Origin of the sequence: Peptostreptococcus anaerobius VPI 4330 = DSM 2949 (genome assembly GCF_000381525.1) — a bacterium.
In the GTDB taxonomy this organism is placed as follows: domain Bacteria; phylum Bacillota; class Clostridia; order Peptostreptococcales; family Peptostreptococcaceae; genus Peptostreptococcus; species Peptostreptococcus anaerobius.
Map to the genome: position 1 here is coordinate 26,520 of NZ_KB906610.1, position 26,645 is coordinate 53,164.

Below are 26,645 nucleotides of genomic sequence, written 5' to 3' on the forward strand. Positions count from 1 at the left end.
TCCTCTATGGCTAGTAGGTCTTTGCTATCTCTACTAGGTAGTCTACACCGTATACTAGGGCCTCTTCTCTCATCTGAAGCCAAGGTGTATGAAGACCAGAAGTATAGCCAAGATCTTCGTTTCTTATACCTACAAAAGAGTAGGATATAGGGGATACATTTTTGAAAAATGAGAAGTCTTCTCCTAATAGGTAGGGATCTGGCATGATATAGGACCTTGCCCCGGACTTTTCAATTGTACTTGCTACAAAGTCGATTAGGTCCTTATCGTTTAGTAGGGCAGGGTAGCCATCTTCAAAATGTAGGTTTATACTAGCTCTTGTCGATAGCTCAACCCCCTGGCATATTTCCTGCATTCTCTTTTTTGATATTTCAAGGTCATCCATATCATAGGTACGGATGGTACCCTCCATATAGCCATTTGTTGGAACTGAGTTCATAACTTCTCCTACATTCATTTTGCCAATGTGGATTATGTTGGTGTGTTTTGAATCTAGGTCATAGGTAGGTATTGTCTGAAACTGCTGGTAGACTTGGATTGCTGCGTTTATGGCATTTATTCCATTTTCCCTGATGCCTACATGAGCTGACTTTCCGACTATCTTGACTGTGAATTCGTTGCAAGATGCCATTATAGGGCCTGGTCGAGTCGCTATTACTCCCTCTTCAAAGTCTGGATTTATATGTAGGGCAAAACTTGCATCTATACTGTATTTTTCAAAGGGGTAGGAGTCTATAAGTACATTTGCTCCACCTGTAGACTCTTCTGAAGGCTGGAATACTACTAGGACGTTGTTCTTTAATTTACCATCTGACCTAAGGCCTAGAATTTCACGTGTTGCCCCTAGTAGCATAGCAGCATGGGCATCGTGGCCACAAGCGTGCATAACTCCCGGATTGCAAGATTTAAAATCTATGTCGTTTTCCTCTTTTATTGGAAGGGCATCTATATCGGCCCTAAGTAGGATGGTCTTTGCGCTGTCCATACCTGTCCCTATGTAGGCTATAGTAGCAGTAGGCATACCATCGACCTCTTCATAATCAAGCCCCATGGACCTTAGTTCTTCCCTTATGTATTCTGTTGTCTTGAACTCTTCTTTTGATAGTTCAGGATTTTGGTGGATATGACGTCTCCACCTGATTATATCTTCCACTTTTGTGAATCTCATATACTCTATATTCTCTTTTCTTTTTTATTCATTATTTATTTTTTATTCTTTTATTTATTCTCTATTATATATTTTGTATTCTGTATATATATTATTTATAACCATTCTCTAGATATATTTTTCTAATTCTATATTGACCCTATTGATGAATCTAGGCCTGAGTTTTTATTAATCTAGGGACCTAAGGGCATCTATTATGCTTATCTTTTGTCCCTCAACCTGGTTGGTCTTCTTGATAATCTTGGCTGGAACACCAGCTACCACGCTTCCTGCTGGGACGTCTTCAGTGACTATAGCACCAGCTGCAACTACAGACCCTTGGCCGATTCTGACCCCTTCAAGTATGACTGCATTGGCCCCTATTAGGACATTGTCTTCTACTACTACTGGGTTGGCATTGGCTGGCTCTATAACTCCAGCAAGTACTGCACCTGCACCCACGTGTACATTCTTTCCTGTTGTAGCCCTGCCTCCAAGGACAGCACCCATATCTATCATAGTTCCCTCACCGACTACGGCACCTATATTTATAATGGCACCCATCATAACAACTGACTTGTCCTTGATGACAGCATGCTCTCTGATAAAGGCACCTGGCTCTATTCTAGCATTGATATTTGTCATATCTATTAGGGGGATTGCACTGTTTCTCCTATCATTTTCAAGGATATAGTCTTCTATCTTGTCCTTATTGCCTTCTAAGAACTTGTCAAAGCTATCAAGGTCTGTAAATAGGGTAGCAACCTTGCCATCTCCAAAGACCTTGATTGTATCTGGATAAGATACACCAGCTAGGTCTCCCTTTATGTATACCTTTACAGGTGTTGTTTTCTTTGAACTTGCTATGTAGTTTATTATTTCTTCTGATGTTAAAAATTCCTTTGTCATATTATCTCCTTATTAATAGTCTTTATAGGTTGTCAAAATTGTATAGCCCGGGTTCTTTTGAAAGGGTAGAACCCTCTCCAGTTGTACCTGCCACTATAAGGGCATTTATACCTGTATCTATTTGAAAGTTTACCAACCTCCTGTATGAATCATAATCTATACCTCCATTAGGGGTCATAGGTGTTGCAAGTGCCGTGGCTACTCCTGTGAATAATTTTGTCATTTTACTACCTCCTGGCCATTAGCCATCTACCTTATTTTCATATTTATTATTCTTATGTTTTAAGTGTCATATATTTTTTCTTAGAGGAATATATAGCCAGTTAGCTCCATATATTCTCCAAGTATTTTTAGAGCGACCGCTTATTTAGAGGCCTCTAATAATTCTGCTATCTGGACTGCATTACTAGCAGCTCCCTTTCTAATATTGTCTGCTACACACCATATATGGTAGCTGTTTTCTTGTGATATGTCCCTTCTGATTCTTCCTACATATACTTCGTCATGGCCTGTAGCATCTATAGCCATTGGATATACGTTGTTTTGAGGGTCATCCATTAGTACAAGTCCTGGTGCCTTTCTTAGAAGGTCTCTGATATCTTCTATAGAGGCATCTTTTTTTAGGCTGACATTTATCTCTACAGAGTGAGAGTTAAATACCGGAACCCTTGCACAAGTCGCTGTTATAGATACATCATCTCCTAATTCAAGGATTTTCTTTGTCTCTAGGATCATCTTCATCTCTTCTTTTGTATAGCCGTTGTCTAGAAATACGTCTATATGAGGAAGAACATTGTTGTATATTGGGTGAGGGTACTTCTCTGGTGCGATACCCTTTTGTCCGTTTTCCAAGTCTTTTATGCCTCCAAGACCAGATCCTGATACTGCCTGATAAGTAGTATAGGCTATCCTTTTGATACCATAGGCATCATTTAGGGGTTTAAGTGGTACCACTGACTGGATTGTAGAGCAGTTTGGATTGGCTATTATCCTTCTCTTTAGACTAGGTCTATTGCACTCTGGGACTACCAGGTCTATTTCAGGATCCATCCTCCATGCACTAGAATTGTCTATTACAATCACTCCATGGGCTTCGGCTATAGGTGCATATCTAAGGGATGTATCACCACCAGCTGAGAATAGGGCGTAGTCTATATCCTTGTCAAATGAGCTGTCGTTTAGTTCTTCAACTGTAATCTCTCTGCCCCTAAAATTTAGTTTTTTGCCTGCTGATTTTGCAGATGCCATCATATATATATTGTCCACCTCAAGATTTGACTCTGCTAGGCGTTCTATCATCTTTGTTCCTACTACTCCTGTTGCTCCAACTATTGCAAAATTTGCCATTTAATTTTTCTCCTTTGTTTTTATAATTTAATTGTTTGTTCATCTTATATTCCTTATTTTTAATTTAGCTCTACTTTTATCTTAACTTGATTATATTTCAAATTCCTGACACAATAGACCAACTGTCTTAGTTGCATTTTCCTTGTCTACTGCGTATGATATAGATATTTCTGATGTTGTTACTTGGTAGAAGTTGATAGAGTTCTTACCAAGTAGTCTAAAGGCCCTAGCTGCTACACCGCTGACATCTCTCATACCAGAACCGACTATAGATACTTTGGCACAGTCTGTACGGATTGAAGTAGCCATAGAAGGATATTTTTCTTTAAGAGCTTGAAGAGCCTTGTCTAAGAAATTTTGGTCTGTATTTTTACAAGTGAAGGATATATTGATACCTTCATCTACCAAGACTTGGCTGATCATATCTATATTTACACTTGATAGGTCCAACTGGTCGAATAGGTCCTGTACAAAACTCGCCTTTTTATACTTATCTACAAGTGTTACGTGTAATATATCATTGTCCAGGGCTACACCTGTTACTACCTTTTTTTCTAATAAATCTGTATTTGCCATAATCCATGTTCCTCTCGTTTCTGATAAAGTTTTTCCTAAATATAGGGGTACATTGTAGTTTTTAGCTATTTCAACACACCTAGTCTCCAATACTCCAGCCCCAAGTGCCGATAATTCTAGCATCTCTTCATAAGAGACCTGAGATAGGGGTTTTGCATCTGGGTATAGTCTAGGGTCTGTACCAAATACTGAAGTTACGTCTGTGTATATTTCACAAGGGCAAGCCATCGCAGCAGCTAGGGCTACAGCGCTTGTATCTGAACCACCACGGCCTAGGGTAGTTATCTCCTTGTTGTCATTAAATCCTTGAAAACCTGCAACTACAAGGATATCGAATTGTCTTAGCTGGTCCTCTAAAAAATCTGTGTCTACGTTTTTTATCTTGCTTTTAGTGTGTTGTCCAAAGGTTTTGATTCCAGCCTGCATACCTGTCAAGGACTTAGCCCTTGTACCGATATCGTTAAGGGTGATGGCCATTAGGGATATTGTATTTTGTTCACCTACAGCAAGTAGGGTGTCTAGTTCTCTTGTATCAGGATTATTGGTTATCTGTCCTACCTGTTCAAGAAGGTGGTCTGTAGTCTTACCCATGGCGGATACAACCACTATTAGTTTTTCACCGTTTTTGACCCTTGAGCTCAAGTAGTCTGATATTCCCTTGATTTTTTGGATGGTACCTACTGAAGTACCTCCAAATTTTAGAACTGATAAATTTTCCATAACATCCTCCAATTTCATATAAAAAAAGACAAATGAGGAAACCTGCATTTGTCTTGACATAGCATAAAAAGCGGCAATCATATAGATTGAATCATTATTACTAGTAATTTTGCGGTTAGCTCTCCATTATCATCTAGATAATGACAGAACAAGGGCTATTAACCAATGTTCCAACTAAAATCACAAGGCAGTGTGACCCTAATTTCGGCAATCGCCCCTTTTACAACAGACAGTTTGCCTACATGGTCTGTTATTACTGATGTTGATTGCGCCTCTATCCTTTTATTATTAAGTTGAGTTTTATTATAGACCTATTGTTAGGATTTGTAAAGGGTATTTTTTTGAAAAAAATGATTTATCAGACAGCAAACTTCCGGATGTAAAACATGAAAAAAGAAAATACGCATGTAATAAAATATCAATTTTCATTGTGATTTACTTTTTAAAGCGTGTAAAAACAAGGCATTTAGAATATGAACAGAAAATAGAAAAAGTAAACCAAAAATAAATTTTCAAAAAAGTGTTGACAATATGTCTAGTAGCCTATATAATCATAAACATAATAAATTTCAAAAAATAAAGTCTTTGAAGAGAAGAGTAGCTAGTAGCGTTTTTTACAGAGAATCTGCATTTGGTGAGAGCAGAGGAAGATTAAGCTAGTGAACATGGTCTCTGAGACTCTGGGTCGATATTTAGGCTCAGACGGGTGCGCCTGTTATAGCGCTAGGGTATGATAGTACTTGAAGATATTTTCGATTTACTTGGTGTACCTGATGAGGAGGTACTTGTGAAGGTATCTCGAAAAAAGGTGGTAACGCGTTCATGACGTCCTTTTCAACTAATAGTTGGAAGGGACTTTTTTTATTGGTAATTTTAAGAGTTAAATTTAAATTGACAAGTTGAGTTTTGAAAATTAACAAGACTAAGGTGGAAATCTTTATAGTCCACTTGTAGTCAGTATTAGATTGGAGGATGAGTATAGTGATAAGTTTAGAAGATGTAAGGGTGGAGTTTGAACAGGATAATAAAAAGGTTGTGGCTGTTGATGGGGTAGACCTCAAAATAGAAAAGGGAGATATATTTGGTATAGTTGGATTTAGTGGGGCTGGTAAGTCTACTCTTGTAAGGACTATAAATCTTCTTCAGAGGCCAACATCTGGCAAGGTCATAGTAGGAGGACAAAATATACTGGACTTGAATGGCAAGGAACTTAGAAAAAAGAGGGAAAAGATAGGAATGATATTTCAGCATTTCAACCTGATGAATTCAAGGACTGTTCTGGAAAATGTAACCTATCCCCTAAAAAACAGTAGTCTATCCAAGGTCCAAAGAAAGAAAAAGGCCCAAGACCTACTCAACTTAGTGGATATAGGAGACAAGGCAGATTCCTATCCATCTCAATTATCGGGTGGACAAAAGCAGAGGGTGGCAATAGCTAGGGCCCTTGCCAACGATCCTGATATACTCTTGTGTGATGAAGCAACATCAGCCTTAGACCCTCAGACTACTGGACAGATCCTCAAACTACTGAAGAAGGTCAACAAGGACCTAGGAATTACAATAGTCCTTATAACCCACGAGATGCAGGTTGTAAAATCCATATGTAACAGAGTGGCTGTCATGGAATTAGGTAGGGTTGTAGAAGAGGGGAATATATTTGATATATTTGCTAGACCTAACAGTCAGGTGACCAAGAATTTTATTCAGACGGTCAACCATACAGACGAGTTTCTAACAGAGGTTGAAAAGTTACCAGTAACCGAAAATCTAGGCCCTACAAAGAGGTTGGTCAAGCTGGTATATATTGGTCAGGTATCTCAGGAGCCGGTTGTGGCAGAGTTACTCAAAAACTATTCTGTAGTATCCAATATAATCTGGGGCAATATAGAGGTGATAGGTGGTCAACCTATTGGTAACTTGGGGCTTATATTGGAAGGAGAAAAAATAAACTTGGACAAGGCTATAGTCCACCTAGCAGACAGGGGAGCTATAGTTGATGAAATAAATCTTAGGGAGGTAAAACATGAGCTACTTTAAAAATTCACTGGCTATAAAGGAACAATTTCTAATCGAGACGAGGGCGACCCTTTATATGACCCTGGTCACAGCTCTTATAGCGGGCATCTTGGGATTGGCAATAGGTGTTGCTCTTGTAGTCACTGGGAAAGGAGGAATACTTGAAAACAAAAAAATATACTCAGTCCTAGACAAGCTAGTCAATATAACAAGGTCTATACCATTTGTCATAATCATAGCCCTTGTGGCATCATTTACTAGGTTTTTAGTGGGAACCACTATAGGGCCTACAGCAGCTATAGTACCCCTTGTATGTGGAACTGTTCCATTCTTTTCAAGGCAGGTTGAGAATTCTCTAGTTGAAGTGGACAAGGGTATAATAGAGGCGGCTAGGTCCATGGGAGATTCACCACTGCAAATAATATTTGGTGTCTACCTAAGAGAGGGCCTTGCAGGTCTAGTGAGGGTGTCTCAACTTACACTTATATCCCTTGTGGGTCTGACAGCTATGGCTGGAGCTGTTGGCTCAGGTGGTCTGGGAAATTTGGCCGTATCCCAAGGATTCAATAGGTTCCAAAACGATGTGACCCTAGTGTCTACCATGATAATATTGGTCATAGTATTTGTAATACAATACATAGGGAATGTAATTATAAAAAGAATTATTCATTAATAGAGACTAAGTAATTAATAAAGACTAGGTAATCAAGAAAGGCTAAGTCGTTAATAAAGACTAAGCAATTAATAAAGACTAAGTTGTTAATAAAACTAAGTAATCAAGAAAGGCTAAATCGTTAAAAAAATAAGTCGTCAATAAAATTAAAAACTATAAATTATAATAAGAAAGAGGTAAAATTATGAAAACAAACAAGATAATCAAAGGACTAGCATTGACATTAGTAGTTGGAGCAATAGCACTTACATCAGTAGGATGTGGGTCAAAAAAGGCGGATTCAGCAGATAAGAAAACAGTAAAGATAGGTCTTGTAGGCAGCGATACAGATGTATGGGACTATGTAGCCAAGAAGCTTGAAAAAGAGGATGGAATCAAGCTTGACTTAGTAAAGTTCACTGACTACAACCAACCAAATGATGCCCTTGTAAATGGGGATATAGACTTAAATTCATTCCAGCACAGGATATTCCTAGAAAATTACAACAAGGAAAAGGGAAGCGACCTAGAGCCTATAGCGGACACAGTTATAGCACCGCTTGGAATATATTCAGAAAAACTTCAAAAACCGACTGATATCAAGGAGGGTGGAAGTATAGTAATACCAAATGACGTAACTAACCAGGGACGTTCCCTAGTCTTATTACAGACAGCAGGTCTTATCAAGTTAGATGAAAAGGCAGGCAACCTAGCAACTGTAAATGACATAAAAGAAAATCCTAAAAAGCTAAAGATTACACCTGTTGATGCATCCCAGACAGCTAGGTCTTTGAAGGATGTTGACCTATCTGTAATCAACTCAGGAATGGCTGTAGATGCGGGATTTATTCCAAACAAGGATGCTAAGTTCTTAGAACCAGTAAACGAAAATTCTAAGCCATATATAAATATTATAGTGGCAAGAAAGGCTGACAAGGACAAGGAAATATTCAAAAAGATAGTAGCTGCCTACCAGGCTGATGACGTAAAGAAAGTTATAGAAGAAACTTCAAAGGGGTCATCATTTCCAGCTTGGGAAAATAAGTAGTCGAGTTTTTTAAAAGAGGTCGATAGCCAAGTTATTGGCTACGACTGGATGCTCTCCATACTATGGTGGTCATCCAGTTGCAATAGACAAAAATACAAATAATATAGATGAAATAGAGGGAGGAAATGATTATGACTAAGAGAATTGAAAAAGAGATAAATGGTATAAAGATAAGCCTAGATGAGGATGTAGTTGAAATATATGATGAGGTCGTAAGGCACAGGAGGTATTTCCATAAAAATCCAGAACCTAGCCTAAAAGAATATAATACCTGTGCCTATATAAGGTCTGAGTTGGAAAAGGAAGGTATTGACTATATAGGTGTAGGACAAACAGGAACCCTAGCCATTATAAGGGGGGAGAAGGACTTGGAATCAAGAGATAGAAGAGAAATTTCTGGGTCTCCTCTTTTGACAGACCAACGAGTAAAAGGAGTAAGGACTATACTTTTGAGAGGGGATATTGATGCCCTAGAGTTAAACGATGATAAGAACATAGAATATTCTTCCATTAATAAGGGACTATGCCATGCTTGTGGTCACGATGCCCATGCTGCTAGCCTACTTGGTGCAGCCAAGATACTTAATAGGAGAAGGGGAGAATTTGGTGGGATAGTAAAATTGGCCTTTCAGCAGGCTGAAGAGATAGGGGCTGGAGCTAGACAGTTTGTAAAAGCAGGTCACCTAGATGATGTTGACTTTGTATTTGGAACCCATTTAGCATCTAATATAGAAGTAGGTAAATTAGGAGTTACAGAGGGTCCCCAAAGTGCATCTTGTGATATTTTTAAGATAAGGGTTCTAGGCCAAGGTGCCCACGCATCTACGCCTCATTTGGGCAGGGATGCTGTAGTTGCTACATCTAACATAGTTCTAGAACTCCAAAATATAGTATCAAGACAGATAGGTCCTCTTGATGAGGGCTTGATATCTATAGGAAAGATATGGTCTGGAACAAGGTACAATGTAGTAGCTAGCGAGGGTGTAATAGAAGGAACTGTCAGGGCTTTTAGTCAGGAAACCAGAGAATTCATCCTAGAGAAGGTTGAAACTATAGCAGAACTTACAGCAAAGATACATGGTTGTTCTATAGAGTTTGAAAACTATGATGCTGCAGCACCTCTTATAAATCAAAAGGACAAAACCCTATATTATCAAGAAATAGCAAACCAAATTGTTGGTGAGGATAATGTGATAAGAGACCTTGAAAAGTCTCTTGGAGCTGAGGATTTTGCTGACTATCTAGCTGTTGTACCGGGCACTTTTATAAAGGTGGGATCGAAATCTTCAAGTAAAAACTCATATCCACACCACCACAATTTATTTGATATAGATGAGAGATGTCTGTATATAGAGACACAATCTTATGTAGATTTGGTAACTAAAACATTGATTTAGTTTTCAAATATAACAAAAAGAGTCATTAGAAAAAATATATAGTGAATGATTACATTCATTTTCAATGACAAAAAAATAACTATAGATAAAGACTATACTTAATAAAGAAAAAACATATTATAAAAAGTCCCTGTTAATTAAGTTTAAGAGGGCTTTTTTTTATTAGAAAAACCAGTCTTTTTTATAAAAATAAAAAAATAAAAAAAACTTTTTGTTTAAATAATACATATTTTGATTTTATGACCATAAAAAACAACTAAAATACAATTTGGTTTTTCAAAATAAGAATATATGATGATTTGGGCTTAATAAGAGTGATTTGTATCAGTACAGAAAAATTCAGAAAAATAAGTCAAATTAATTTTTGTGGGTAAGTTAATAATAAACTATTTTTATTATTAACTTATTTTAAACATTTTGTATATTTTGGTATAAAAATGAAATTTAAGTATAAATTTAAGGTACTTGAATTTAATAAGTAAATGGTGTAAAATAATTAACAACTAATATCTGAAAATTAAGAAATTTGTTTGAAAGGAGGAACTAAGATGGCGAAAGAGGCTTTATTAAAAGTGGTCGAAGCTGAAAAGGAAGCCGACCAGATGATAAAGAAAGCTAAAGAGGATGCCAAGGAAATGGCTATCCTTGCTGACAAAAGATCTAAAAAAATCCTAGAGGAACTTACGATCAAGGCTAGGATTGAATGTGATAGGCTAAAGGCTCAGGCACAAGAAGAGATGAAGGGAGAGTTGGACTCCATAGCTCTAGAAAGTGACAAGAGATGCAGGTCTATAATTGAGATTCCTCAGGATAGGTTTGATGAAGCCAAGAAAATACTGATAGAGAGGATAGTGAAATAATATGGCTATTGTAAAAATGAAAAAATTTCACCTTTTAGCATTAAACTCTCATCGGGAAACTTTATTGAGAAACTTGCAGGTGTTTAGAAATATTCAGTTTGAAGATGTCTGCGAGGAAGAGGATTTTAGTGACCAGAGTCTTGGGTCATTTAAAAGACCCAAGGTAGATGAAATGGTTGCTATGTATGATGAAGAGATTTCAAAATCTAACTATGTTATTGACTTAGTATCCAAGTACGCCAAGACAGATAAGGGATTAAAGGCCTTGATGAAGGGCCTTCCAAATCTTACCTTTGAAGAACTAGAAGACAAGGTCGAGTCTAAGGATTACGAGCACGTATACTCTGAAATCAGAGGTATAGGCGATAATCTAGGCATTATTAACAGCCAAATAGCAAAGAAAAAAGAGTTGATAGCTGAATTGGAACCAGTATCTAAATTAGATGTAGGTTTTGATGATATGGAAAAACTTAAAAACTTTGATACTATGGTTGGGGCTGTATCAGGTAAGTTAGTAGATTCCTTTGAAGAAGGTCTATCCAAACTTGAAAATACCTATTTTGAGAAGTTGGGTGTAAATAAGGAAGAGTACTACTACTTTATTATTTCAGCTAAGGAAGATTTAGACCAATTATTTGAGCTGATGAGATATTCCAACTTCAACAGGATGAAGTTGAATGAAAAGGGTCTACCTGCTGATAATATAGCTAGACTAAATGATGAAATTGAGGATTTGAAGATTAAAGAAATAGAGATGGTGGGCAAGCTTTCAAGTAAGGGGCAAGCATTAGAAGACTTCAAGCTTAGGTATGAATACCTACAGAACTTGAGACTTAGGTCTTTGGCTGAGAAGGATTTTATGAATACTTCCAATGTATTCGCAATCACGGGATATTGCCCAGACTTTGAGATAGCTAGGTTGGAAAAACTTGTATCTGATGTTTGTGAGGGTGACTACACTATAGAGTTTGAAGAAGTTGATAGGGACAGTGATTCAGTGCCTATAATGCTCAAGAACAACAGATTGGTGAGGGCCTTTGAATCAGTAACTTCTACATATGCCCTACCTAAGTACAACGAAATAGACCCAACTCCTCTATATGCACCGATATATGCCTTGTTCTTTGGTATGATGTCGGCTGACTTTGCATATGGGGCAGTATTATTGGTTCTTACTACTTTAGGACTTAAGCTATGCAACTTTACACCAAGCATGAGAAAGAATGTCAAGTTCTTCCAACTTATAGGTATATCTACCTTGATATGGGGCTTCTTATACGGATCTTATTTCGGGGCGGCAATACCGGGTATGTGGAGACTATTTGACCTAAGTCAGCAGTTTATGACTATACTTGTAATATCAATTATAATGGGTGGTATCCACCTTTACTATGGTCTAGCTATCAAGGCCTACATGCAGATTAGGGATGGTCTAATAGTGGATATGATTTTTGATGTTATAGCATGGTACGTTGCCCTTAGTGGCATAATAGTCTTTTTGATAGGAAAGTTTGGTGTCGTTGGACCAGTAGCAACTCAGGTAGGTATGTACGCTATGATAATAGGTATAGTTATGTTACTAGTTGGTGGTGCCAGAGGTGCTAAGGGTATAGGACCTAAGATAGCAGCAGGCTTATACAATGTATATGGTATATCTAGTTACATAGGCGACTTTGTATCATATTCTCGTCTGATGGCTCTTGGTATGTCAGGTGGTTATATAGCTTTTGCGGTAAATATGATAGCAGGAATGGTTTGGGGCAAGACAATTTTAGGTTATGTCGCAGCCATTATAATCTTAGTTTTATTCCATGCTTTCAACTTGTTCCTATCTTGTTTAGGAGCATATGTACATGCACTTAGACTAATATACGTAGAATTCTTCGGTAAGTTCTACGAGGGCGGTGGTCGTGCTTTTAGGTTCTTTAGAAAAGAAGCCAAGTACATCAACCTAGATAGGCAGTTTGAGGATTAATTAAAAGTAAAAGATAGGATTTAAAAAGAGATTATAAAGAAAGTAAAGAATGATTTTTGATAGAGATTTCAAATAAGAATTTTGGCTACAGGTCATGGTCCAACCTGTATAATATACAGGACCAGAAATAATAAACTAGCTTATAAAGCATAATAATTAAAGAGAGTGACTCAAGGAGGTTTATTTATGAATTTCGCAACTTGGATAGTAGAAAACGGTGGAGTAGTATTCGGTGCAGTAGGTGTTGTAGCAGCCTTGCTAGCAGCAATTGGATCTGCAAAAGGTTTATCAATAGTTGGTCAGGCAGCGTCTGGTCTAGTTCCAGAAGAACCACAGAAGTTTGGTAAGACACTTATCTTACAGCTTCTACCAGGTACACAGGGTCTATACGGTTTCGTTATAGGACTATTAATATTATTAAAATTGTCAGGTGACATGAGTCTAGGTCAGGGTATGTACCTAGCCCTAGTAGGTATGCCGATAGGTTTTGTTGGTTGGGGTTCAGCGGTTTCTCAGGGTAAGGTTGCAGCCAGTGGTGTTGGAATCCTTGCAAAGAACGAATCACAGACTACAAAGGGTATCATCTACTCAGTAATGGTTGAAACATATGCACTATTAGCATTCGTTATATCACTTCTATTATTCTTCAACTTCACAAAGTTTTTCGGTTAGGAATAAGAGCATATTATAAAGAGAAGGAAGTGATGAGATGGCAGAGCTAAAAAAGCTTACCGATAAAATATTGGAAGAGGCTATAGGATCAAGAGATGATATCTTAAGACTTGCTAGGGAAAAGGCAAAGAAGATAGAGGATACATCTAAGAGCCAGGCTGAAGCCAAGTATGATCAGTTGGTCGAAAAGGGTAAGGCTGAAGCAGATACCCTAAAAGAAAGACTGAGGTCAAATGCCAAATTAAAGGCAAGGGATAATGAACTAAAGGCAAAGCAAGAGACAATAGCCAAGGTCTTTGAATCAGCTATTGAGGATTTAAAGAATATAGATGATGATAAGTATCTTGAGTATATAAAGAATAATGCTAGTTTTTCAGATAAGAGCAAGCTAGTTGTTATGAAGGATAAATTTGCAAGGGTAAAGGAAACCTTCCCACAGGTTCAGATTATTGAGGATAGGTTCTGTGAAACAGGATTTATTGAACTAGAGGATGGTATAGAAAAGAACTTTACTTTTAGTACTCAGATGGATTACATAAAAGACGAGGTACAGGGAAAAATAGCAAGGGTACTTTTTGAATAGGGGGTAGTTTATGGATAGATTAGATTACGCCCAGGGTGTAGTAATGGCGAGGGTTTATGAAAAGAAACTACTCGACAGGGCAAGACTGGACAAGATGATAGACGCTAAGGATGCAGACGAAGCCTTCAAGATACTTATGGATACTGACTATGCCAAGAGTGCTGACGGCGTAAGTGGTGTGGGGGATTATGAGTTGCTCCTTAAAAATGAGACTACAAGAGCCTTTAAGGCAGGTAGTGAAATGTTGGGTGGCGACAAGAGAATACTTGAGATACTATCACTTAAATACGACTACCACAACCTAAAGACGATGGTCAAGGCCAAGGTATCTGGTAAGGATATGGATGATCTTTTTATCTATTCTAGTGATAACAGGCCAGACAAGATAAAGTTGCAGTTTGAGAGTGGTCATTTTACAGATACTAAGAGTGAATTTACAAATGCCCTAAGAGAGGCAGAGGCAAAGTACACAGATACACTTGATCCACAGATGATAGATATAGTCATGGATAGGGCTTATTATAACCATCTATCTATCATAGCAAAATCTTTGGATATAGACCTATTTAATGACTACGTAGGCGCAAGTATAGATTTTTATAATATATCTTCCATGCTAAGGGCAGTCAAGATGGGCAAGTCTACAAACTTCCTAAATGAAATTCTAGTAGATGGAGGAGGTATATCAGTAAATAAACTCATATCTCTTTCAAGAGAAGAATTTGATAGGTTGGCTATTACTCTTAAGTCTGAAAAAATCGGAAGAAGCTTGGTTGAGTGCATAGATGACTACAAGGCGAGTGGTTGTAGCCTGACAGTTGTAGATTCAATGAAGGATGTGTATCTGAGTAGGCTAAATTCAGATTCAAGATTTATACCATTTGGTCCAGAGCCTATATTTGCTTATCTTGTGGCAAAGGAAAAAGAGATTTCAATGATAAGACTTATATTAGTAGGCAAGCTAAATAAGATCTCATCAGCCAAGCTAAGAGAGAGGCTGGGTGATATATAATGTATAAGATTGGAGCGGTTGGAGACAAGGACTCCATCCTAGCATTCAAGTCCATAGGTATAGATGTATACCCTGTGCTAGATGCTAGGCAGGCAAGAGAGGCAATAGATTCCATGGCCGATGACTCATACGGTCTTATATTCGTAACAGAGCAGATAGCCAAGGATATAGAAGAAACAATACAGAGATATAAGAAAAAGCTAGTTCCAGCTATAATACTAATACCTTCTAACCAGGGTAGCCTAGGTATAGGAATGAGCGAAATAAATAAAAATGTTGAAAAGGCAGTAGGTAGCAATATCTTTGCCAACTCGGATAAATAAGGAGGAGAGGCGACATATGGCAGGTAAAATAGTAAAAGTATCTGGTCCACTAGTTGTAGCCGAAGGAATGGAGGATTCAAACATTTACGACGTTGTAAAGGTATCGAATTCTAAACTAATCGGTGAAATCATCGAAATGCGTGATGATAAAGCTTCAATACAGGTATATGAGGAAACTTCAGGTATAGGACCTGGAGAACCAGTAGAGACAACAGGAGAACCCCTAAGCGTTGAGCTAGGACCTGGTCTAATAGAGAATATGTTTGATGGTATACAAAGACCGCTAGAGAAGTTCAGGGCTGTTGCAGGAGACTTTTTGACTAAGGGTGTAGAAGTTCCATCACTTGATAGAGATATAAAATGGACATTCCACCCACAGGCCAAGGTAGGCGACAGGGTATCTGAAGGTGACGTACTTGGTTATGTTCAGGAAACACCGGTAGTCAAGCACCTAGTAATGGTTCCTTACCAGGTAGAGGGTCTTGTAGAGTCAATCGTAGAAGAGGGAGACTTTACTATCATAGAAGATATAGCTACTATAAAGAATGACAAGGGTGATATAAAGTCAGTTCAGATGATGCAAAAGTGGCCGGTAAGAAAGTCTAGAAGGATCAAGGAAAAGATAGCTCCTAGGGTTCCTCTAATAACAGGTCAGAGAGTAGTTGATACCTTCTTCCCAGTAACTAAGGGTGGTACTGCTTGTGTACCGGGGCCATTCGGTTCAGGTAAGACAGTAGTTCAGCACCAGTTCGCCAAGTGGGCAGATGCTCAGATAGTTGTATACGTTGGTTGTGGAGAACGTGGTAACGAGATGACAGACGTTCTAAATGAATTCCCAGAACTGATTGACCCTCATACAGGCGAATCTCTAATGAAGAGAACAGTTCTTATAGCTAATACGTCAAATATGCCAGTTGCAGCCAGAGAGGCAAGTATATATACAGGTATTACAATAGCTGAATATTTTAGAGACATGGGATATTCAGTAGCGGTAATGGCCGACTCTACATCAAGATGGGCAGAGGCCCTAAGAGAGATGTCAGGTCGTCTAGAAGAAATGCCTGGTGATGAAGGTTATCCAGCCTATCTAGGTTCTAGAGCTGCAGAGTTCTATGAAAGAGCAGGTAAGGTAATATGTAAGGGTAGCGATAATAGAGAGGGAGCCCTTACAATAATAGGTGCCGTGTCACCTCCAGGTGGAGATATATCTGAGCCAGTATCACAGGCTACACTTAGAATAGTAAAGGTGTTCTGGGGATTAAATGCCAACCTAGCCTATAGGAGACACTTCCCAGCCATATCTTGGATAGATTCATACTCGCTATACCAACCAGATGTTGATGAGTGGATGGGTGAAAATGTATCAGAAAGATTCCCAGTTAATAGGGCCCAGGCAATGGCCCTACTACAGGAAGAAACATCCCTAATGGAAATCGTAAGACTAGTAGGTAAGGATACCCTATCTGAGGCAGACCAGCTAAAGTTGGAAGTAGCCAAGTCAATTAGAGAAGACTACCTACAGCAGAATGCCTTCCAGGATGTCGATTCATTTACATCCCTAGAAAAGCAGGACAAGATGCTGGACCTAGTATTGAAGTTCTACAGAGAGTCTTTAAGAGCCCTAGATAACAAGGTATACCTAAGTGAGCTACTAGACCTACCAGTTAGGGAGAAAATAGCTAGAGCCAAGTATACTGAAGAAGCTCATATAGATAAGCTAGATCTTATATCTGATGAAATAACAGATGTTATAAATGAACTAATAAATAGGGGAGGTGGACTAGATGATTAAGGAATATAAAACTATAAGAGAAATTGTTGGTCCCCTACTAATGGTAGATGGTGTTGAAGGAATTAAATACGAAGAGCTAGTTGAAATAGAGATGCAAAACGGAGAAATCCGTAGGGGTAGAGTCCTTGAAGTAAATGGCGACAAGGCCATGGTTCAGTTATTCGAAGGGTCATCAGGTATCAACCTAAAGGACTCTAAGGTAAGGTTCCTTGCCAAGCCCCTTACCCTAAGTGTATCAGAAGATATGATAGGTAGGGTATTTGACGGTATGGGTAAACCAAAGGATGGCGGACCAGACCTAATACCAGAAGACAAGCTAGATATAAACGGTATAGCAATCAACCCGGTGGCAAGAGATTATCCATCTGAGTTTATCCAGACAGGAGTATCTGCCATAGATGGGCTAAATACCCTTGTTAGAGGCCAGAAGCTACCGATATTCTCAGGTTCAGGTCTACCACATGCCAACCTAGCTGCCCAGATAGCTAGACAGGCCAAGGTTCTTGGAACTGATGACAAGTTCGCCGTTGTATTCGGTGCTATAGGTATTACATTCGAAGAGGCCCAGTACTTTATAGATGACTTCAAGAAGACTGGAGCGATAGACAGGTCAGTTCTATTTATGAACCTAGCCAATGACCCGGCTATCGAGCGTATATCTACACCAAGAATGGCCCTTACTTGTGCAGAGTACCTAGCCTTTGAAAAGGGTATGCACGTCCTAGTAATATTGACAGACCTTACAAACTACTGTGAGGCCCTAAGAGAAATATCAGCAGCTAGACGTGAGGTTCCAGGTAGAAGAGGTTATCCGGGATACCTATATACAGACCTTTCAACACTATATGAAAGAGCTGGTAAGATAAAGGGCAGGCCAGGTTCAATCACTCAAGTACCTATCCTGACAATGCCAGAAGATGATAAGACACATCCAATTCCTGACCTTACAGGCTATATAACAGAAGGACAGATCATCCTATCAAGGGCCCTATATAAGAAAAATATGATGCCACCGATAGATGTTCTACCGTCTCTATCAAGACTAAAGGACAAGGGTATAGGAGATGGCAAGACTAGAGAAGACCATGCAGATACTATGAACCAGTTGTTCGCAGCCTATGCAGCAGGTAAGGAAGCCAAGGAATTACAGGTAATACTTGGTGAATCTGCCCTATCAGAATCAGATAAGGCCTTTGCAAGGTTTGCAGATGCATTTGAAAATATATACGTATCACAGGGTTACACAACTAACCGAACAATAGAAGAAACCTTGAATATAGGTTGGGGCCTACTAAAGATTCTTCCAAGAACAGAATTAAAGAGAATAAAGGACAAGTATATCGAGAAGTATTTACCTGAGGAAAGCCAGGTGGATTAATATGGCAAAATTAAACGTAAATCCAACTAGAATGGAGCTTTCGAGGTTGAAGGCAAGACTAGCTACATCTAAAAGGGGTCACAAACTGCTTAAAGATAAGCAAGACGAACTTATGAGACAGTTTATAGCCATGATCAAGGAAAATAAGAGACTTAGAGAATCTGTTGAAGCTAAGCTTACAGACTCATTTGAGGATTTTCTATTGGCTAGATCTATGAACTCATCACAGATGTTAGACGAGGCCTTGGCTATATCAAAAGAAAGTATACAGCTGGATATACAGACTAAAAACTTGATGAGCGTAAACGTTCCGGTGATGACTTTTTCTAGGAGTGACCAAGAGGACACATCAGCCATATACCCATATGGTTTCGGTGGAACGTCATCAGAACTTGATGAAGCTGTCAAGAAACTGTATGACATACTTCCAGACCTGTTAAAACTTGCAGAGATAGAGAAGGCGTGTCAGCTAATGGCCGACGAAATCGAGAGCACTAGAAGAAGAGTAAATGCTCTTGAATATATGACAATACCTCAGTTAAAAGAGACAATTACCTATATCAGGATGAAACTAGAAGAAAACGACAGAAGTTCTATAACTAGACTGATGAAGGTAAAGGATATGATAAAACAATAATAATATATCAAAATGGACTGGCTGATTTAGCCAGTTCATTTTATTTACAAGTTTATATTTGACATAAAAATAGGCACTATGATGATTGATCCATCTAGTGTCTATTTCTTGGGAGCTTTTACAACAAATTATTTAAAAAAGGTTGGATTTTTGTTAGATGTGTAGTAATATATAGTTATTATGTGTATATACATAAGTATATTCACATAAATATACAAAAAATAATTTTTATAAAAGATGTGCAGTTTCTTATAAAGTTGAACTGTAGATTAAAAGGGAGGCATTTATGACCGAATCAGGAGTAAATATACTAGGGGATAGTAAAGCCTTGGTCACAGAGATTGAGAGGCTAAAAAAAGAAAAAGATGTTCTTATTCTTGCCCATTACTATACAAGAGGGGAGGTACAGGAAATAGCTGATGTAGTTGGAGATTCATTTCAGCTTGCAAAGATGGCACAGGAGTCTACTAATAAGATAATCTGTTTTTGCGGTGTCAGCTTTATGGGAGAGAGTGCAAAGATACTCAACCCAGATAAGAAGGTCTTGATACCAGCTCCTAGTGCAGGTTGTCCAATGGCAGATATGGTAGATTATGACCAAATAGCAGGTTTAAAGGAAAAATACGAAGACCTAGCCATAGTATCCTATATAAATACCAATGCAGATGTAAAAAGACTAGCTGATGTATGCGTTACCTCATCAAATGCTATGAAGATAGTATCGAATTTGCCAAACGAAAATATATACTTTATGCCGGATATGAACTTGGGTAACTATATTAAAAATCAGGTGAAGGGTAAGAATTTTATACTCCATGAAGGATACTGCAAGTACCACCATCATGTAGATATAAAAGAAGTGAAGGACTTAAAAGAAAAATATGGATATGATGTCCTAGCGCATCCTGAATGCAGGGAATCTGTAGTTGAAGAGGCTGATATTGTAGGTTCTACAAAGGCTCTACTGGAGTATGTGGCAGCCACTAAGAAAAAAGGATATATAGTCTGTACAGAATCTGGAATTCTTCACCAAATGAAGAAGGTATCTCCAGAAAGTGAATTTATAATACCTAGCTCTATGAATGATTGTAGAGATATGAAGAAAATAGACTTAGAGAGTCTTTATCTAACATTGAGAGATGAGACTGGAGAAGTAATACTCGACGAAAGATTAATAAAAGATGCTAAAGCACCTTTAATAAAGATGATGGAGATGAGTTAAAATGAAAGGTTTTTATGATGTCGTTGTTGTTGGAGCTGGGGCAGCAGGTCTATCTTGTGCCCTAAATCTAGATCCTAGTTTTGAAGTGTGTCTAATATCTAAAAAGGATATGTCAGAGGCAAATTCCTACCTTGCACAAGGGGGAATATCAGCTAAGAGGGTAAATGAAGATATAGATGACTATATTGAAGACACCCTAAGAGCAGGTCACTATGAAAATGATCCAGAGGTTGTAAGGGATATATTGGACAATTCATTAGAAGTTGTAAAGTCCCTAATAGGTTATGGGGTCCCATTTGAAAAGGATGAACAAGACCAATATAGTCTGCACAAGGAAGGCGGCCACAGACTAGCTAGGGTCTATCATGTGGGAGATTTTACAGGTAGATCAATCTGCGAGACTATGGCTCAAAGAGTAATGTCATCACCAAATATAGATGTGTGTGAGGATACTACATTCTATGACCTTATAGTGGAAGGAGATAGGGCTATAGGTATAAAGGTATATGCTAAGGGCAGATACCAGAATATATATTCAAGGGCAATAGTTATAGCTACTGGTGGTATAGGAGGGATATTTGACTCATCTACTAACTTCAAATCAATATCTGGTGAGGGGCTTTCTATAGCCATAAAACATGGTGTAGAGGTGTCCAATATAGAATATGTCCAGATTCATCCAACGGTTTTGTATGACCAAGAAAAGGGAAGACACAGCCTTATTACAGAGGCGCTCAGAGGAGAAGGAGGAATACTTCTTGATAAAAATGGCAAAAGATTTATAGATGAGCTCAAGCCTAGGGATATTGTCTCTAAGGCTATCAGGTCCAAGATGGAAGCTGATAGGTCAGACTACGTGTATTTATCCTTGGAGAATATTCATAATAGGGACAGGGTAGATGAAAACTTTCCTACAGTATTCAATGCTTGTATGGAAAAGGGCATAGATATCAGAAATGATATGATACCTATTTGCCCAGGCCAGCACTACCATATGGGTGGAATAACGGCTCAGATAGACGGACAAACTAGTATGAAGGCCCTATATGCCATAGGAGAGGCTGCTTGTACTGGACTTCATGGAAGAAATAGGCTGGCATCCAACTCCCTACTAGAAGCCTGCTACTGCGGAATGAGGTGTAGCGAGAATATAAATATATCGATTGATGATTTTATAACTGAAATCAAGGAAAACCATGAGACAAGGGACATAGATGAAATACTTGAAGACCACCATAGGTTACTTATAGATAGGATAAGGGAAAGGAATAAGGATTTTTATGAATACTGGCTTAAAAATGAAAATGCTTAGTAGGGTCCAAGAAGCTCTTATGGAGGACTTGACCTACAAGGATATAAGTGTTGAGGGTATAATTGACGAGTATCAAGATGCTAGGGCAGACCTAATAGCCAAGGAGGATGGTGTAATTTGTGGTATTGATATATTCTGCCATACCTTTAAGATATTGGATCCTGATGCAAGGTTTGAGCTCTATACTAAAGAAGGCGATAGGATTGTAAAGGGGCAAAAAATTGCAAGAATCTATTCCAAGGCCCAGGCCATGTTGTTTGCAGAGAGGACTGCCCTAAATTTTATTCAGAGGATGTCAGGGATTGCAACTATGACTAGGAAGATGGTAGATATCCTAGATGATGATAGGATAGGCCTTGCCGACACTAGGAAGACTGCTCCAGGCCTTAGGATATTTGACAAGTATTCGGTAACTATAGGTGGTGGGGTAAACCACAGGTACAATCTCTCTGATATGGTCATGCTAAAAGACAACCACATAGGGGTAGCAGGATCTATCAAGGAAGCCGTGAAAAGGTCAAGAAGATCAATTTCTTTTACAAGTAAGATAGAGGTAGAGGTTGAAGACCTAGACATGGTAAGAGAGGCCCTAGAGTCTGGCTGCGATATTATTATGCTAGACAATATGGATATAGGAACTATCAAAGAGGCTGTAAGCATGATAGGTGACTCAGCCATGATAGAGGTATCGGGCAATATTGGACTGGATAACATAAGTTCCTACAGGGGGCTTGGTATAGATATAATATCTTGTGGAGCCTTGACCCATTCTGTCAAGGCCTTGGACATGAGCCTTAAGAATATGAGGATACTATAAGTTTATATAAAATTACGATATAAAAAAGAATAATCCTATTTTTAGGATTTATATTTAAAAAATCATAATATAAAAGAATAAAACCCCTATTTTTGATTTATATAAAATAATATAAATCAAAAAATAGGGGTTTTTTTGAAAACTTTGGCAAAGATATCGAGAATTGATACGACGATTAAGGGTATGTTAAAAGATAATAAGTTAGGTAGCTTAGAACAAAATGGATATCTAATGGCTATAAAACAAAGACCTAAAATACATGAGTTATCCGACAAGATAAAGATAGACTTGGAGTAAAGAGTTTTGTACAAAAAAACATCTCCATGATTTAATGTTAATAAAAACAAAAAAGGAGATGCTTTTTATGAATAAGCAAAAGCTTATCTGTATTTGATTTTTAAATAGTAATACTCTTAAAGTTAACTATATCAAGAATAGGAAGACCAATAAAAAGTGTGCCAGGGAACCAAGCATGATAAATATATGGAATATATCGTGAAAGTTCCATACTTTTAGGTTTGGTCTTTTTATTGCATAGATAAGGCCACCTATAGTGTACAATATACCGCCCAAAACAAGTAGGAAGAAGGCTCCTGGCGCTAGGTTGATATATAGGTCTTTTATAACAAATATTGCTACCCATCCCATGGCTATGTACATGGCAGAGGATAGTTTCCTAGGCATATTTATCCATAGTATCTTCATGGTAATACCTAAGACTGCTATGACCCACAGGATTATAAATACCGGTATGCCAGTTCTTTTTGGTAGTACATACAGGCAGAAAGGAGAGTATGACCCGGCTATTAGGATATAGATCATAGAGTGGTCGACCTTTTTCATGATTAGGACGGCCTTCTCTTTTCTAGCGCTGATTGCATGGTAGATACCACTAGTGAAGTATAGTAGAATCATTGATGTTCCAAATATAATTGTAGATACAAAGAGGCTGACATGGATGTTTCCTACGATTACCTGCTTTAAAATTAGTGACAGCAGGGCTAATATGGAAAGTACACCTCCTATTAGATGCGTTATGGAACTGATTGGATCTCTTAGTTTTGCTATGTTCATTTAATTACCTCCCAATGGAAAATATAAGCTAGCTATTGGTTGATTGACTTATTTCATGTTGGTTTCCGGCCAGCTAGAGTCCTTAAATATTGGACGGCCAACACCAATCATATCTGCGTACTTATTTTCTATCAGATAGTCTGCAGTGTCTACTGAATGTATTCCTCCTGTCAGTATAACAGGAATAGAGACATTGGACTTGATTGCATATGTTACATCCTTGAAATAGCCTTCTTCTGTAGAATAAGGGTTGTTGAAGATATAATAACCACCAGATATATCCAGTAGGTCTATGCCGGCTTCTTCAAATGCTTTAGAGGCTCTGATAGCATCTTCTATATTGTTTCCTCCATCCGTATAGTCACAAGCACCCAGTCTAAGGGCAAGAGGATAGTCTTGACCAAGGGCCTGTCTCATTGCTTTTATTATTTCAAGATGGATTCTGATCCTATTTTCTAGGCTTCCTCCATATTCATCACTTCTCTTATTTGATAAGGGTGAGTAGAATTGGTTGAGCAAGTAGAAATGGGCTGAGTGTATTTCTACACCGTCGTAGCCTGCTGATTTTGCCCTGATTCCAGAGTCTACAAAGCTCTGTATAAGTTTATCTATGTCTTCTTTTGTCATCTCAATAGAGGCTTGTCTTTTTGTACCTCTTACATCCATTTCAAGGGCCGAAGCTGATACAACATCGCAACCTGTAATCTCGGTCTTTGCTGCATTACCAGCATGGTTGATTTGGGCAAATACCCTAGAACCGTTTTTGTGGATTACATCTACAATCCTAGATAGACCCTCAACATCCTCATCACGAGATATAGATACCTGGTTTTCACTGGCCTTACCATCCATAGATACATAGGCATGCTCAGTTATTATAAGGCCTATTTTACCGCTTTTTGATTTTTCATCATAGTAGCTAACTAGATCATCGTTTACCCACCCATCTATAGACTTAGAAGTTGCCATAGGAGGGAATACCAGTCTGTTTTTTATGTCTAGTTTATTTATTTTTATGCTTTTATCGAGATATTTCATGATTTCCTCCTCTATAATTTATAAGTTCCTATATTCATTATAAGCTTATAGGGTCTTAAATGAAAGTTACACTAGCATATATTTATAAAAAATTTAAATTTTCCGAAAAATATACTGGTTTAATTTATAAATACACTCAGTTTTATTGACATAGGCCTATTGTAAACTTACAATATAATAAGAAATATATAATTTCATTGCATTGAAAGGAGGAGTCGGACCTATCCGACTATACATTATGAAAGATGAGATAAAGAGGTTGGCAGATTTTAGGAAAAATATGCTTATTTTTGCGGGAAGTTCTGTTTTAGGTATGGCATATGCCTATAAAATTAGTGGAAATAGACTTGATAGTAGCGCTTTTAAACTTACACTAGGTATGGCTATTGTATTTACAATTGTAGCTTTGTTTTCGCATTTTCGCATAATAAGCTTGCAAAAAAATAAAGGCAAGATAAAATCAGAAAATAAGAAAGCAAGTAATAGTAAGCTAAACAATTCAAATAAAAAGTCGAAAAATACTAAAAAAAGAAATGTTAGAAAGAAAAAATAACAGATAATTTATAATTTTTAGTATAAATACCTTGACTAAAACTTAATATGAATATAAACTTAGATTGTAGGGTTGTACCCACGTAAAGACCTGTGTCATTTTATTGACATGGGGGATTAATTTAATATTAGGAGGTTTAGGTTCATGGGTGAAACTAACGCAACAACAACAAAGTACCCTATGGGGTTCTGGGTGTCTTGTCTTACTTACACATTTGAAAGATTCGCTTTCTATGGAAGTAAGCCATTACTTATCTTATTCTTAGTTACCGCTGTTAATAAGGGTGGTTTAGGAATAGGTGCAGCAGAAGGTTCTATCATAGCTGCTAACTTTACAGCTTGGACATACATCTCACCAGTTGTAGGTGGATGGATATGTGACAGGTTCTTAGGTGCTAGATATGCAGTTTCTGTTGGATGTTTATTGATGGGATTAGGTTATTTAATAGGATGGAAAGCGTATACTGTAACAGGTATAAATCTTATGATAGCCGTTGTTTCAATCGGTACTGGTCTATTCAAGGGCAACCTTGCAGGTCTTATAGGTAGATTATTCGATGATCCGGAAAAGCTTGACGCAGCATTCTCAATTCAGTATTCATTCGTTAATATAGGAGCTTTCTTTGGTTCTCTTATAACAGGATACTTATATTTAAATACTTTCAAGGTTGGTGATGTTCTAGGATTTAGACCAGTATTCCTTGTTTGTGCTATATTAGTATTTGCAGGTGGAGTATTCTTCACACTAGGTTACAAGACTCTTCAGGGTCAGGGTATAAAGCCATTTAAGTATGAGACAGATATCCACGGTAACCTTATAGGTGAAAAGGAAAATGAATCAGCTAAGGATATAGAAAAAGAGGCTGTTAAACCTCTTACAAAGATAGAAAAGAACAAGGTTGTAGCAATCTTATTCATATCATTTGTATCAATCATATTCTGGTTGTTCTACTATCAGCAGGAACTAGCACTTACTATATACATGACTAAGTTCGTTGATATGCATATAGCTGGTGTAGAAATAGCTCCACAGCACGTTACAACTACATGGAATGGTCTATTATGTATATTCCTAAGTTTGGCTGCTTCTAAGTTATGGGCAAGTCTTGCTAAGAGACCTCAGGGTGACCTTTCAATGTTCCAGAAGGTAACAATAGCATTCGTATTCCTAGGTGCTGCTTACCTTGCACTTATAGCAATGGAAGTTGTAAGAGGTGTAAGTTCTCCTGAGTCTGTTAAGGCATCTGTATTATGGATATTCTTATTTGGTGCATTACTTACTCTATCTGAAATTTGTTTCTCTCCACTTGGAAACTCATTCATCAGTAAGCATGCTCCAAAGAAGTACCTATCATTATTACTAGGTGTATGGCTATTTGCTTCATTCGCAGCTGCTAAGTTAAACGGATACATTCAGACATTCGTTGAAAAGCTTGGTATAATGACTATATTCAATACATTTGCTATAGTATCATTTGTTACAGCAATAATACTATTCTTATTAACAAAGCCTTTAACTAAGTTGATGAAGGAAGACGAAGAATAAGAATATCATTTTGAAGATAATAATTACAAACACTAGCTTG

The 26,645-nt window shown here is 37.9% G+C and carries 26 protein-coding genes, 1 riboswitch and 1 other annotated feature; of the genes, 19 read left to right on the forward strand and 7 right to left on the reverse strand.

What is annotated here, in order from left to right; translation table 11 throughout:
- Window positions 1-10 precede the first annotated feature (10 nt).
- The 5 genes from F823_RS0103040 to F823_RS0103060 form a co-directional block, all read right to left on the reverse strand.
- Window positions 11-1,168 (reverse strand): M20 metallopeptidase family protein, encoded by a 1,158-nt coding sequence (locus F823_RS0103040; protein ID WP_002846476.1) that lies wholly within the window; start codon window positions 1,166-1,168, stop codon window positions 11-13.
- A 168-nt stretch (window positions 1,169-1,336) separates the two neighbouring features.
- Window positions 1,337-2,056, reverse strand: a complete 720-nt coding sequence (gene dapD, locus F823_RS0103045; RefSeq protein WP_002846477.1) for a 2,3,4,5-tetrahydropyridine-2,6-dicarboxylate N-acetyltransferase — start codon at window positions 2,054-2,056, stop codon at window positions 1,337-1,339.
- A 22-nt stretch (window positions 2,057-2,078) separates the two neighbouring features.
- Entirely contained in the window at window positions 2,079-2,279 is a 201-nt protein-coding gene (locus F823_RS0103050) for a dihydrodipicolinate synthase family protein (protein ID WP_002846478.1), read from the reverse strand.
- Between the two features lie 140 nt (window positions 2,280-2,419).
- Entirely contained in the window at window positions 2,420-3,403 is a 984-nt protein-coding gene (locus F823_RS0103055) for an aspartate-semialdehyde dehydrogenase (RefSeq protein WP_002846479.1), read from the reverse strand.
- A 90-nt stretch (window positions 3,404-3,493) separates the two neighbouring features.
- The gene (locus F823_RS0103060) at window positions 3,494-4,699 is read right to left on the reverse strand and encodes an aspartate kinase (protein WP_019595366.1); all 1,206 of its coding nucleotides are present in this window, start codon (window positions 4,697-4,699) and stop codon (window positions 3,494-3,496) included.
- Window positions 4,700-4,807: 108 nt separating this feature from the next.
- A riboswitch (Lysine riboswitch) is annotated at window positions 4,808-4,984 on the reverse strand.
- Between the two features lie 291 nt (window positions 4,985-5,275).
- Window positions 5,276-5,535: a binding site (T-box leader), on the forward strand.
- Window positions 5,536-5,671: 136 nt separating this feature from the next.
- On the opposite strand from F823_RS0103060, the gene F823_RS0103065 reads away from it, so the two are divergent.
- The 17 genes from F823_RS0103065 (at window position 5,672) to F823_RS11140 (ending at window position 22,692) form a co-directional block, all read left to right on the forward strand.
- Window positions 5,672-6,736 carry a methionine ABC transporter ATP-binding protein gene (locus F823_RS0103065; protein WP_002846482.1) on the forward strand — a complete coding sequence of 355 codons (1,065 nt, stop codon included), beginning with the start codon at window positions 5,672-5,674 and terminating at the stop codon, window positions 6,734-6,736.
- Window positions 6,723-7,388, forward strand: coding sequence for a methionine ABC transporter permease (locus F823_RS0103070; RefSeq protein WP_002843022.1), 666 nt, complete (start codon window positions 6,723-6,725; stop codon window positions 7,386-7,388). The genes F823_RS0103065 and F823_RS0103070 overlap by 14 nt, the downstream gene beginning before the upstream one ends.
- A gap of 184 nt (window positions 7,389-7,572) precedes the next feature.
- Window positions 7,573-8,415, forward strand: coding sequence for a MetQ/NlpA family ABC transporter substrate-binding protein (locus tag F823_RS0103075; protein ID WP_002846483.1), 843 nt, complete (start codon window positions 7,573-7,575; stop codon window positions 8,413-8,415).
- Between the two features lie 131 nt (window positions 8,416-8,546).
- Window positions 8,547-9,812: an amidohydrolase gene (locus F823_RS0103085; RefSeq protein ID WP_002846484.1), complete on the forward strand. Its 1,266-nt coding sequence runs from the start codon at window positions 8,547-8,549 to the stop codon at window positions 9,810-9,812.
- 548 nt (window positions 9,813-10,360) lie between these two features.
- The gene (locus tag F823_RS0103090; RefSeq protein WP_002846485.1) at window positions 10,361-10,672 is read left to right on the forward strand and encodes a hypothetical protein; all 312 of its coding nucleotides are present in this window, start codon (window positions 10,361-10,363) and stop codon (window positions 10,670-10,672) included.
- A gap of 64 nt (window positions 10,673-10,736) precedes the next feature.
- On the forward strand, window positions 10,737-12,647 hold the full coding sequence (locus F823_RS0103095) for a V-type ATP synthase subunit I (RefSeq protein ID WP_019595368.1): 1,911 nt from the start codon (window positions 10,737-10,739) through the stop codon (window positions 12,645-12,647).
- 186 nt (window positions 12,648-12,833) lie between these two features.
- On the forward strand, window positions 12,834-13,319 hold the full coding sequence (locus tag F823_RS0103100) for a V-type ATP synthase subunit K (RefSeq protein WP_019595369.1): 486 nt from the start codon (window positions 12,834-12,836) through the stop codon (window positions 13,317-13,319).
- Window positions 13,320-13,356: 37 nt separating this feature from the next.
- Entirely contained in the window at window positions 13,357-13,902 is a 546-nt protein-coding gene (locus tag F823_RS0103105) for a V-type ATP synthase subunit E (RefSeq protein ID WP_002846489.1), read from the forward strand.
- Window positions 13,903-13,912: 10 nt separating this feature from the next.
- Window positions 13,913-14,914, forward strand: a complete 1,002-nt coding sequence (locus tag F823_RS0103110; RefSeq protein WP_002846490.1) for a V-type ATP synthase subunit C — start codon at window positions 13,913-13,915, stop codon at window positions 14,912-14,914.
- Window positions 14,914-15,237 (forward strand): V-type ATP synthase subunit F, encoded by a 324-nt coding sequence (locus tag F823_RS0103115; RefSeq protein ID WP_002843068.1) that lies wholly within the window; start codon window positions 14,914-14,916, stop codon window positions 15,235-15,237. The genes F823_RS0103110 and F823_RS0103115 overlap by 1 nt, the downstream gene beginning before the upstream one ends.
- Before the next feature lie 16 nt (window positions 15,238-15,253).
- Window positions 15,254-17,029 (forward strand): V-type ATP synthase subunit A, encoded by a 1,776-nt coding sequence (locus F823_RS0103120; RefSeq protein ID WP_002843065.1) that lies wholly within the window; start codon window positions 15,254-15,256, stop codon window positions 17,027-17,029.
- On the forward strand, window positions 17,022-18,407 hold the full coding sequence (locus tag F823_RS0103125; protein WP_002846491.1) for a V-type ATP synthase subunit B: 1,386 nt from the start codon (window positions 17,022-17,024) through the stop codon (window positions 18,405-18,407). The genes F823_RS0103120 and F823_RS0103125 overlap by 8 nt, the downstream gene beginning before the upstream one ends.
- Before the next feature lies 1 nt (window position 18,408).
- Window positions 18,409-19,044, forward strand: coding sequence for a V-type ATP synthase subunit D (locus F823_RS0103130; RefSeq protein ID WP_002846492.1), 636 nt, complete (start codon window positions 18,409-18,411; stop codon window positions 19,042-19,044).
- 286 nt (window positions 19,045-19,330) lie between these two features.
- Window positions 19,331-20,266 (forward strand): quinolinate synthase NadA, encoded by a 936-nt coding sequence (nadA, locus tag F823_RS0103135; RefSeq protein ID WP_002846493.1) that lies wholly within the window; start codon window positions 19,331-19,333, stop codon window positions 20,264-20,266.
- A 1-nt stretch (window position 20,267) separates the two neighbouring features.
- Window positions 20,268-21,578: an L-aspartate oxidase gene (locus tag F823_RS0103140; RefSeq protein WP_002846494.1), complete on the forward strand. Its 1,311-nt coding sequence runs from the start codon at window positions 20,268-20,270 to the stop codon at window positions 21,576-21,578.
- On the forward strand, window positions 21,547-22,395 hold the full coding sequence (gene nadC, locus F823_RS0103145) for a carboxylating nicotinate-nucleotide diphosphorylase (protein WP_002846495.1): 849 nt from the start codon (window positions 21,547-21,549) through the stop codon (window positions 22,393-22,395). Before F823_RS0103140 ends, nadC begins: the two co-directional genes overlap by 32 nt.
- A gap of 144 nt (window positions 22,396-22,539) precedes the next feature.
- Window positions 22,540-22,692, forward strand: a complete 153-nt coding sequence (locus F823_RS11140) for a hypothetical protein (protein ID WP_169315606.1) — start codon at window positions 22,540-22,542, stop codon at window positions 22,690-22,692.
- A 126-nt stretch (window positions 22,693-22,818) separates the two neighbouring features.
- Here the strand turns inward: F823_RS11140 and trhA are convergent, their stop codons facing one another.
- Together trhA and F823_RS0103160 are read right to left on the reverse strand one after the other, a co-directional pair.
- Window positions 22,819-23,469 carry a PAQR family membrane homeostasis protein TrhA gene (gene trhA / locus F823_RS0103155; protein ID WP_002846497.1) on the reverse strand — a complete coding sequence of 217 codons (651 nt, stop codon included), beginning with the start codon at window positions 23,467-23,469 and terminating at the stop codon, window positions 22,819-22,821.
- A 48-nt stretch (window positions 23,470-23,517) separates the two neighbouring features.
- The gene (locus F823_RS0103160; protein WP_019595370.1) at window positions 23,518-24,507 is read right to left on the reverse strand and encodes an NADH:flavin oxidoreductase; all 990 of its coding nucleotides are present in this window, start codon (window positions 24,505-24,507) and stop codon (window positions 23,518-23,520) included.
- A gap of 259 nt (window positions 24,508-24,766) precedes the next feature.
- Between F823_RS0103160 and F823_RS0103165 the strand changes: the two genes are divergently transcribed.
- Together F823_RS0103165 and F823_RS0103170 are read left to right on the forward strand one after the other, a co-directional pair.
- Window positions 24,767-25,060, forward strand: coding sequence for a hypothetical protein (locus F823_RS0103165; RefSeq protein WP_227214141.1), 294 nt, complete (start codon window positions 24,767-24,769; stop codon window positions 25,058-25,060).
- A gap of 144 nt (window positions 25,061-25,204) precedes the next feature.
- The gene (locus F823_RS0103170) at window positions 25,205-26,605 is read left to right on the forward strand and encodes a peptide MFS transporter (protein WP_002846499.1); all 1,401 of its coding nucleotides are present in this window, start codon (window positions 25,205-25,207) and stop codon (window positions 26,603-26,605) included.
- The last annotated feature ends 40 nt before the right edge of the window (window positions 26,606-26,645 follow it).

Coding starts and splice junctions, on each gene's coding strand:
- F823_RS0103040 (WP_002846476.1), bottom strand. CDS start 1,168: ATGAGATTCACAAAAGTGGAAGATATAATCAGGTGGAGACGTCATATC.
- dapD (WP_002846477.1), bottom strand. CDS start 2,056: ATGACAAAGGAATTTTTAACATCAGAAGAAATAATAAACTACATAGCA.
- F823_RS0103050 (WP_002846478.1), bottom strand. CDS start 2,279: ATGACAAAATTATTCACAGGAGTAGCCACGGCACTTGCAACACCTATG.
- F823_RS0103055 (WP_002846479.1), bottom strand. CDS start 3,403: ATGGCAAATTTTGCAATAGTTGGAGCAACAGGAGTAGTAGGAACAAAG.
- F823_RS0103060 (WP_019595366.1), bottom strand. CDS start 4,699: ATGGAAAATTTATCAGTTCTAAAATTTGGAGGTACTTCAGTAGGTACC.
- F823_RS0103065 (WP_002846482.1), top strand. CDS start 5,672: ATGAGTATAGTGATAAGTTTAGAAGATGTAAGGGTGGAGTTTGAACAG.
- F823_RS0103070 (WP_002843022.1), top strand. CDS start 6,723: ATGAGCTACTTTAAAAATTCACTGGCTATAAAGGAACAATTTCTAATC.
- F823_RS0103075 (WP_002846483.1), top strand. CDS start 7,573: ATGAAAACAAACAAGATAATCAAAGGACTAGCATTGACATTAGTAGTT.
- F823_RS0103085 (WP_002846484.1), top strand. CDS start 8,547: ATGACTAAGAGAATTGAAAAAGAGATAAATGGTATAAAGATAAGCCTA.
- F823_RS0103090 (WP_002846485.1), top strand. CDS start 10,361: ATGGCGAAAGAGGCTTTATTAAAAGTGGTCGAAGCTGAAAAGGAAGCC.
- F823_RS0103100 (WP_019595369.1), top strand. CDS start 12,834: ATGAATTTCGCAACTTGGATAGTAGAAAACGGTGGAGTAGTATTCGGT.
- F823_RS0103105 (WP_002846489.1), top strand. CDS start 13,357: ATGGCAGAGCTAAAAAAGCTTACCGATAAAATATTGGAAGAGGCTATA.
- F823_RS0103110 (WP_002846490.1), top strand. CDS start 13,913: ATGGATAGATTAGATTACGCCCAGGGTGTAGTAATGGCGAGGGTTTAT.
- F823_RS0103115 (WP_002843068.1), top strand. CDS start 14,914: ATGTATAAGATTGGAGCGGTTGGAGACAAGGACTCCATCCTAGCATTC.
- F823_RS0103120 (WP_002843065.1), top strand. CDS start 15,254: ATGGCAGGTAAAATAGTAAAAGTATCTGGTCCACTAGTTGTAGCCGAA.
- F823_RS0103125 (WP_002846491.1), top strand. CDS start 17,022: ATGATTAAGGAATATAAAACTATAAGAGAAATTGTTGGTCCCCTACTA.
- F823_RS0103130 (WP_002846492.1), top strand. CDS start 18,409: ATGGCAAAATTAAACGTAAATCCAACTAGAATGGAGCTTTCGAGGTTG.
- nadA (WP_002846493.1), top strand. CDS start 19,331: ATGACCGAATCAGGAGTAAATATACTAGGGGATAGTAAAGCCTTGGTC.
- F823_RS0103140 (WP_002846494.1), top strand. CDS start 20,268: ATGAAAGGTTTTTATGATGTCGTTGTTGTTGGAGCTGGGGCAGCAGGT.
- nadC (WP_002846495.1), top strand. CDS start 21,547: ATGAATACTGGCTTAAAAATGAAAATGCTTAGTAGGGTCCAAGAAGCT.
- trhA (WP_002846497.1), bottom strand. CDS start 23,469: ATGAACATAGCAAAACTAAGAGATCCAATCAGTTCCATAACGCATCTA.
- F823_RS0103160 (WP_019595370.1), bottom strand. CDS start 24,507: ATGAAATATCTCGATAAAAGCATAAAAATAAATAAACTAGACATAAAA.
- F823_RS0103170 (WP_002846499.1), top strand. CDS start 25,205: ATGGGTGAAACTAACGCAACAACAACAAAGTACCCTATGGGGTTCTGG.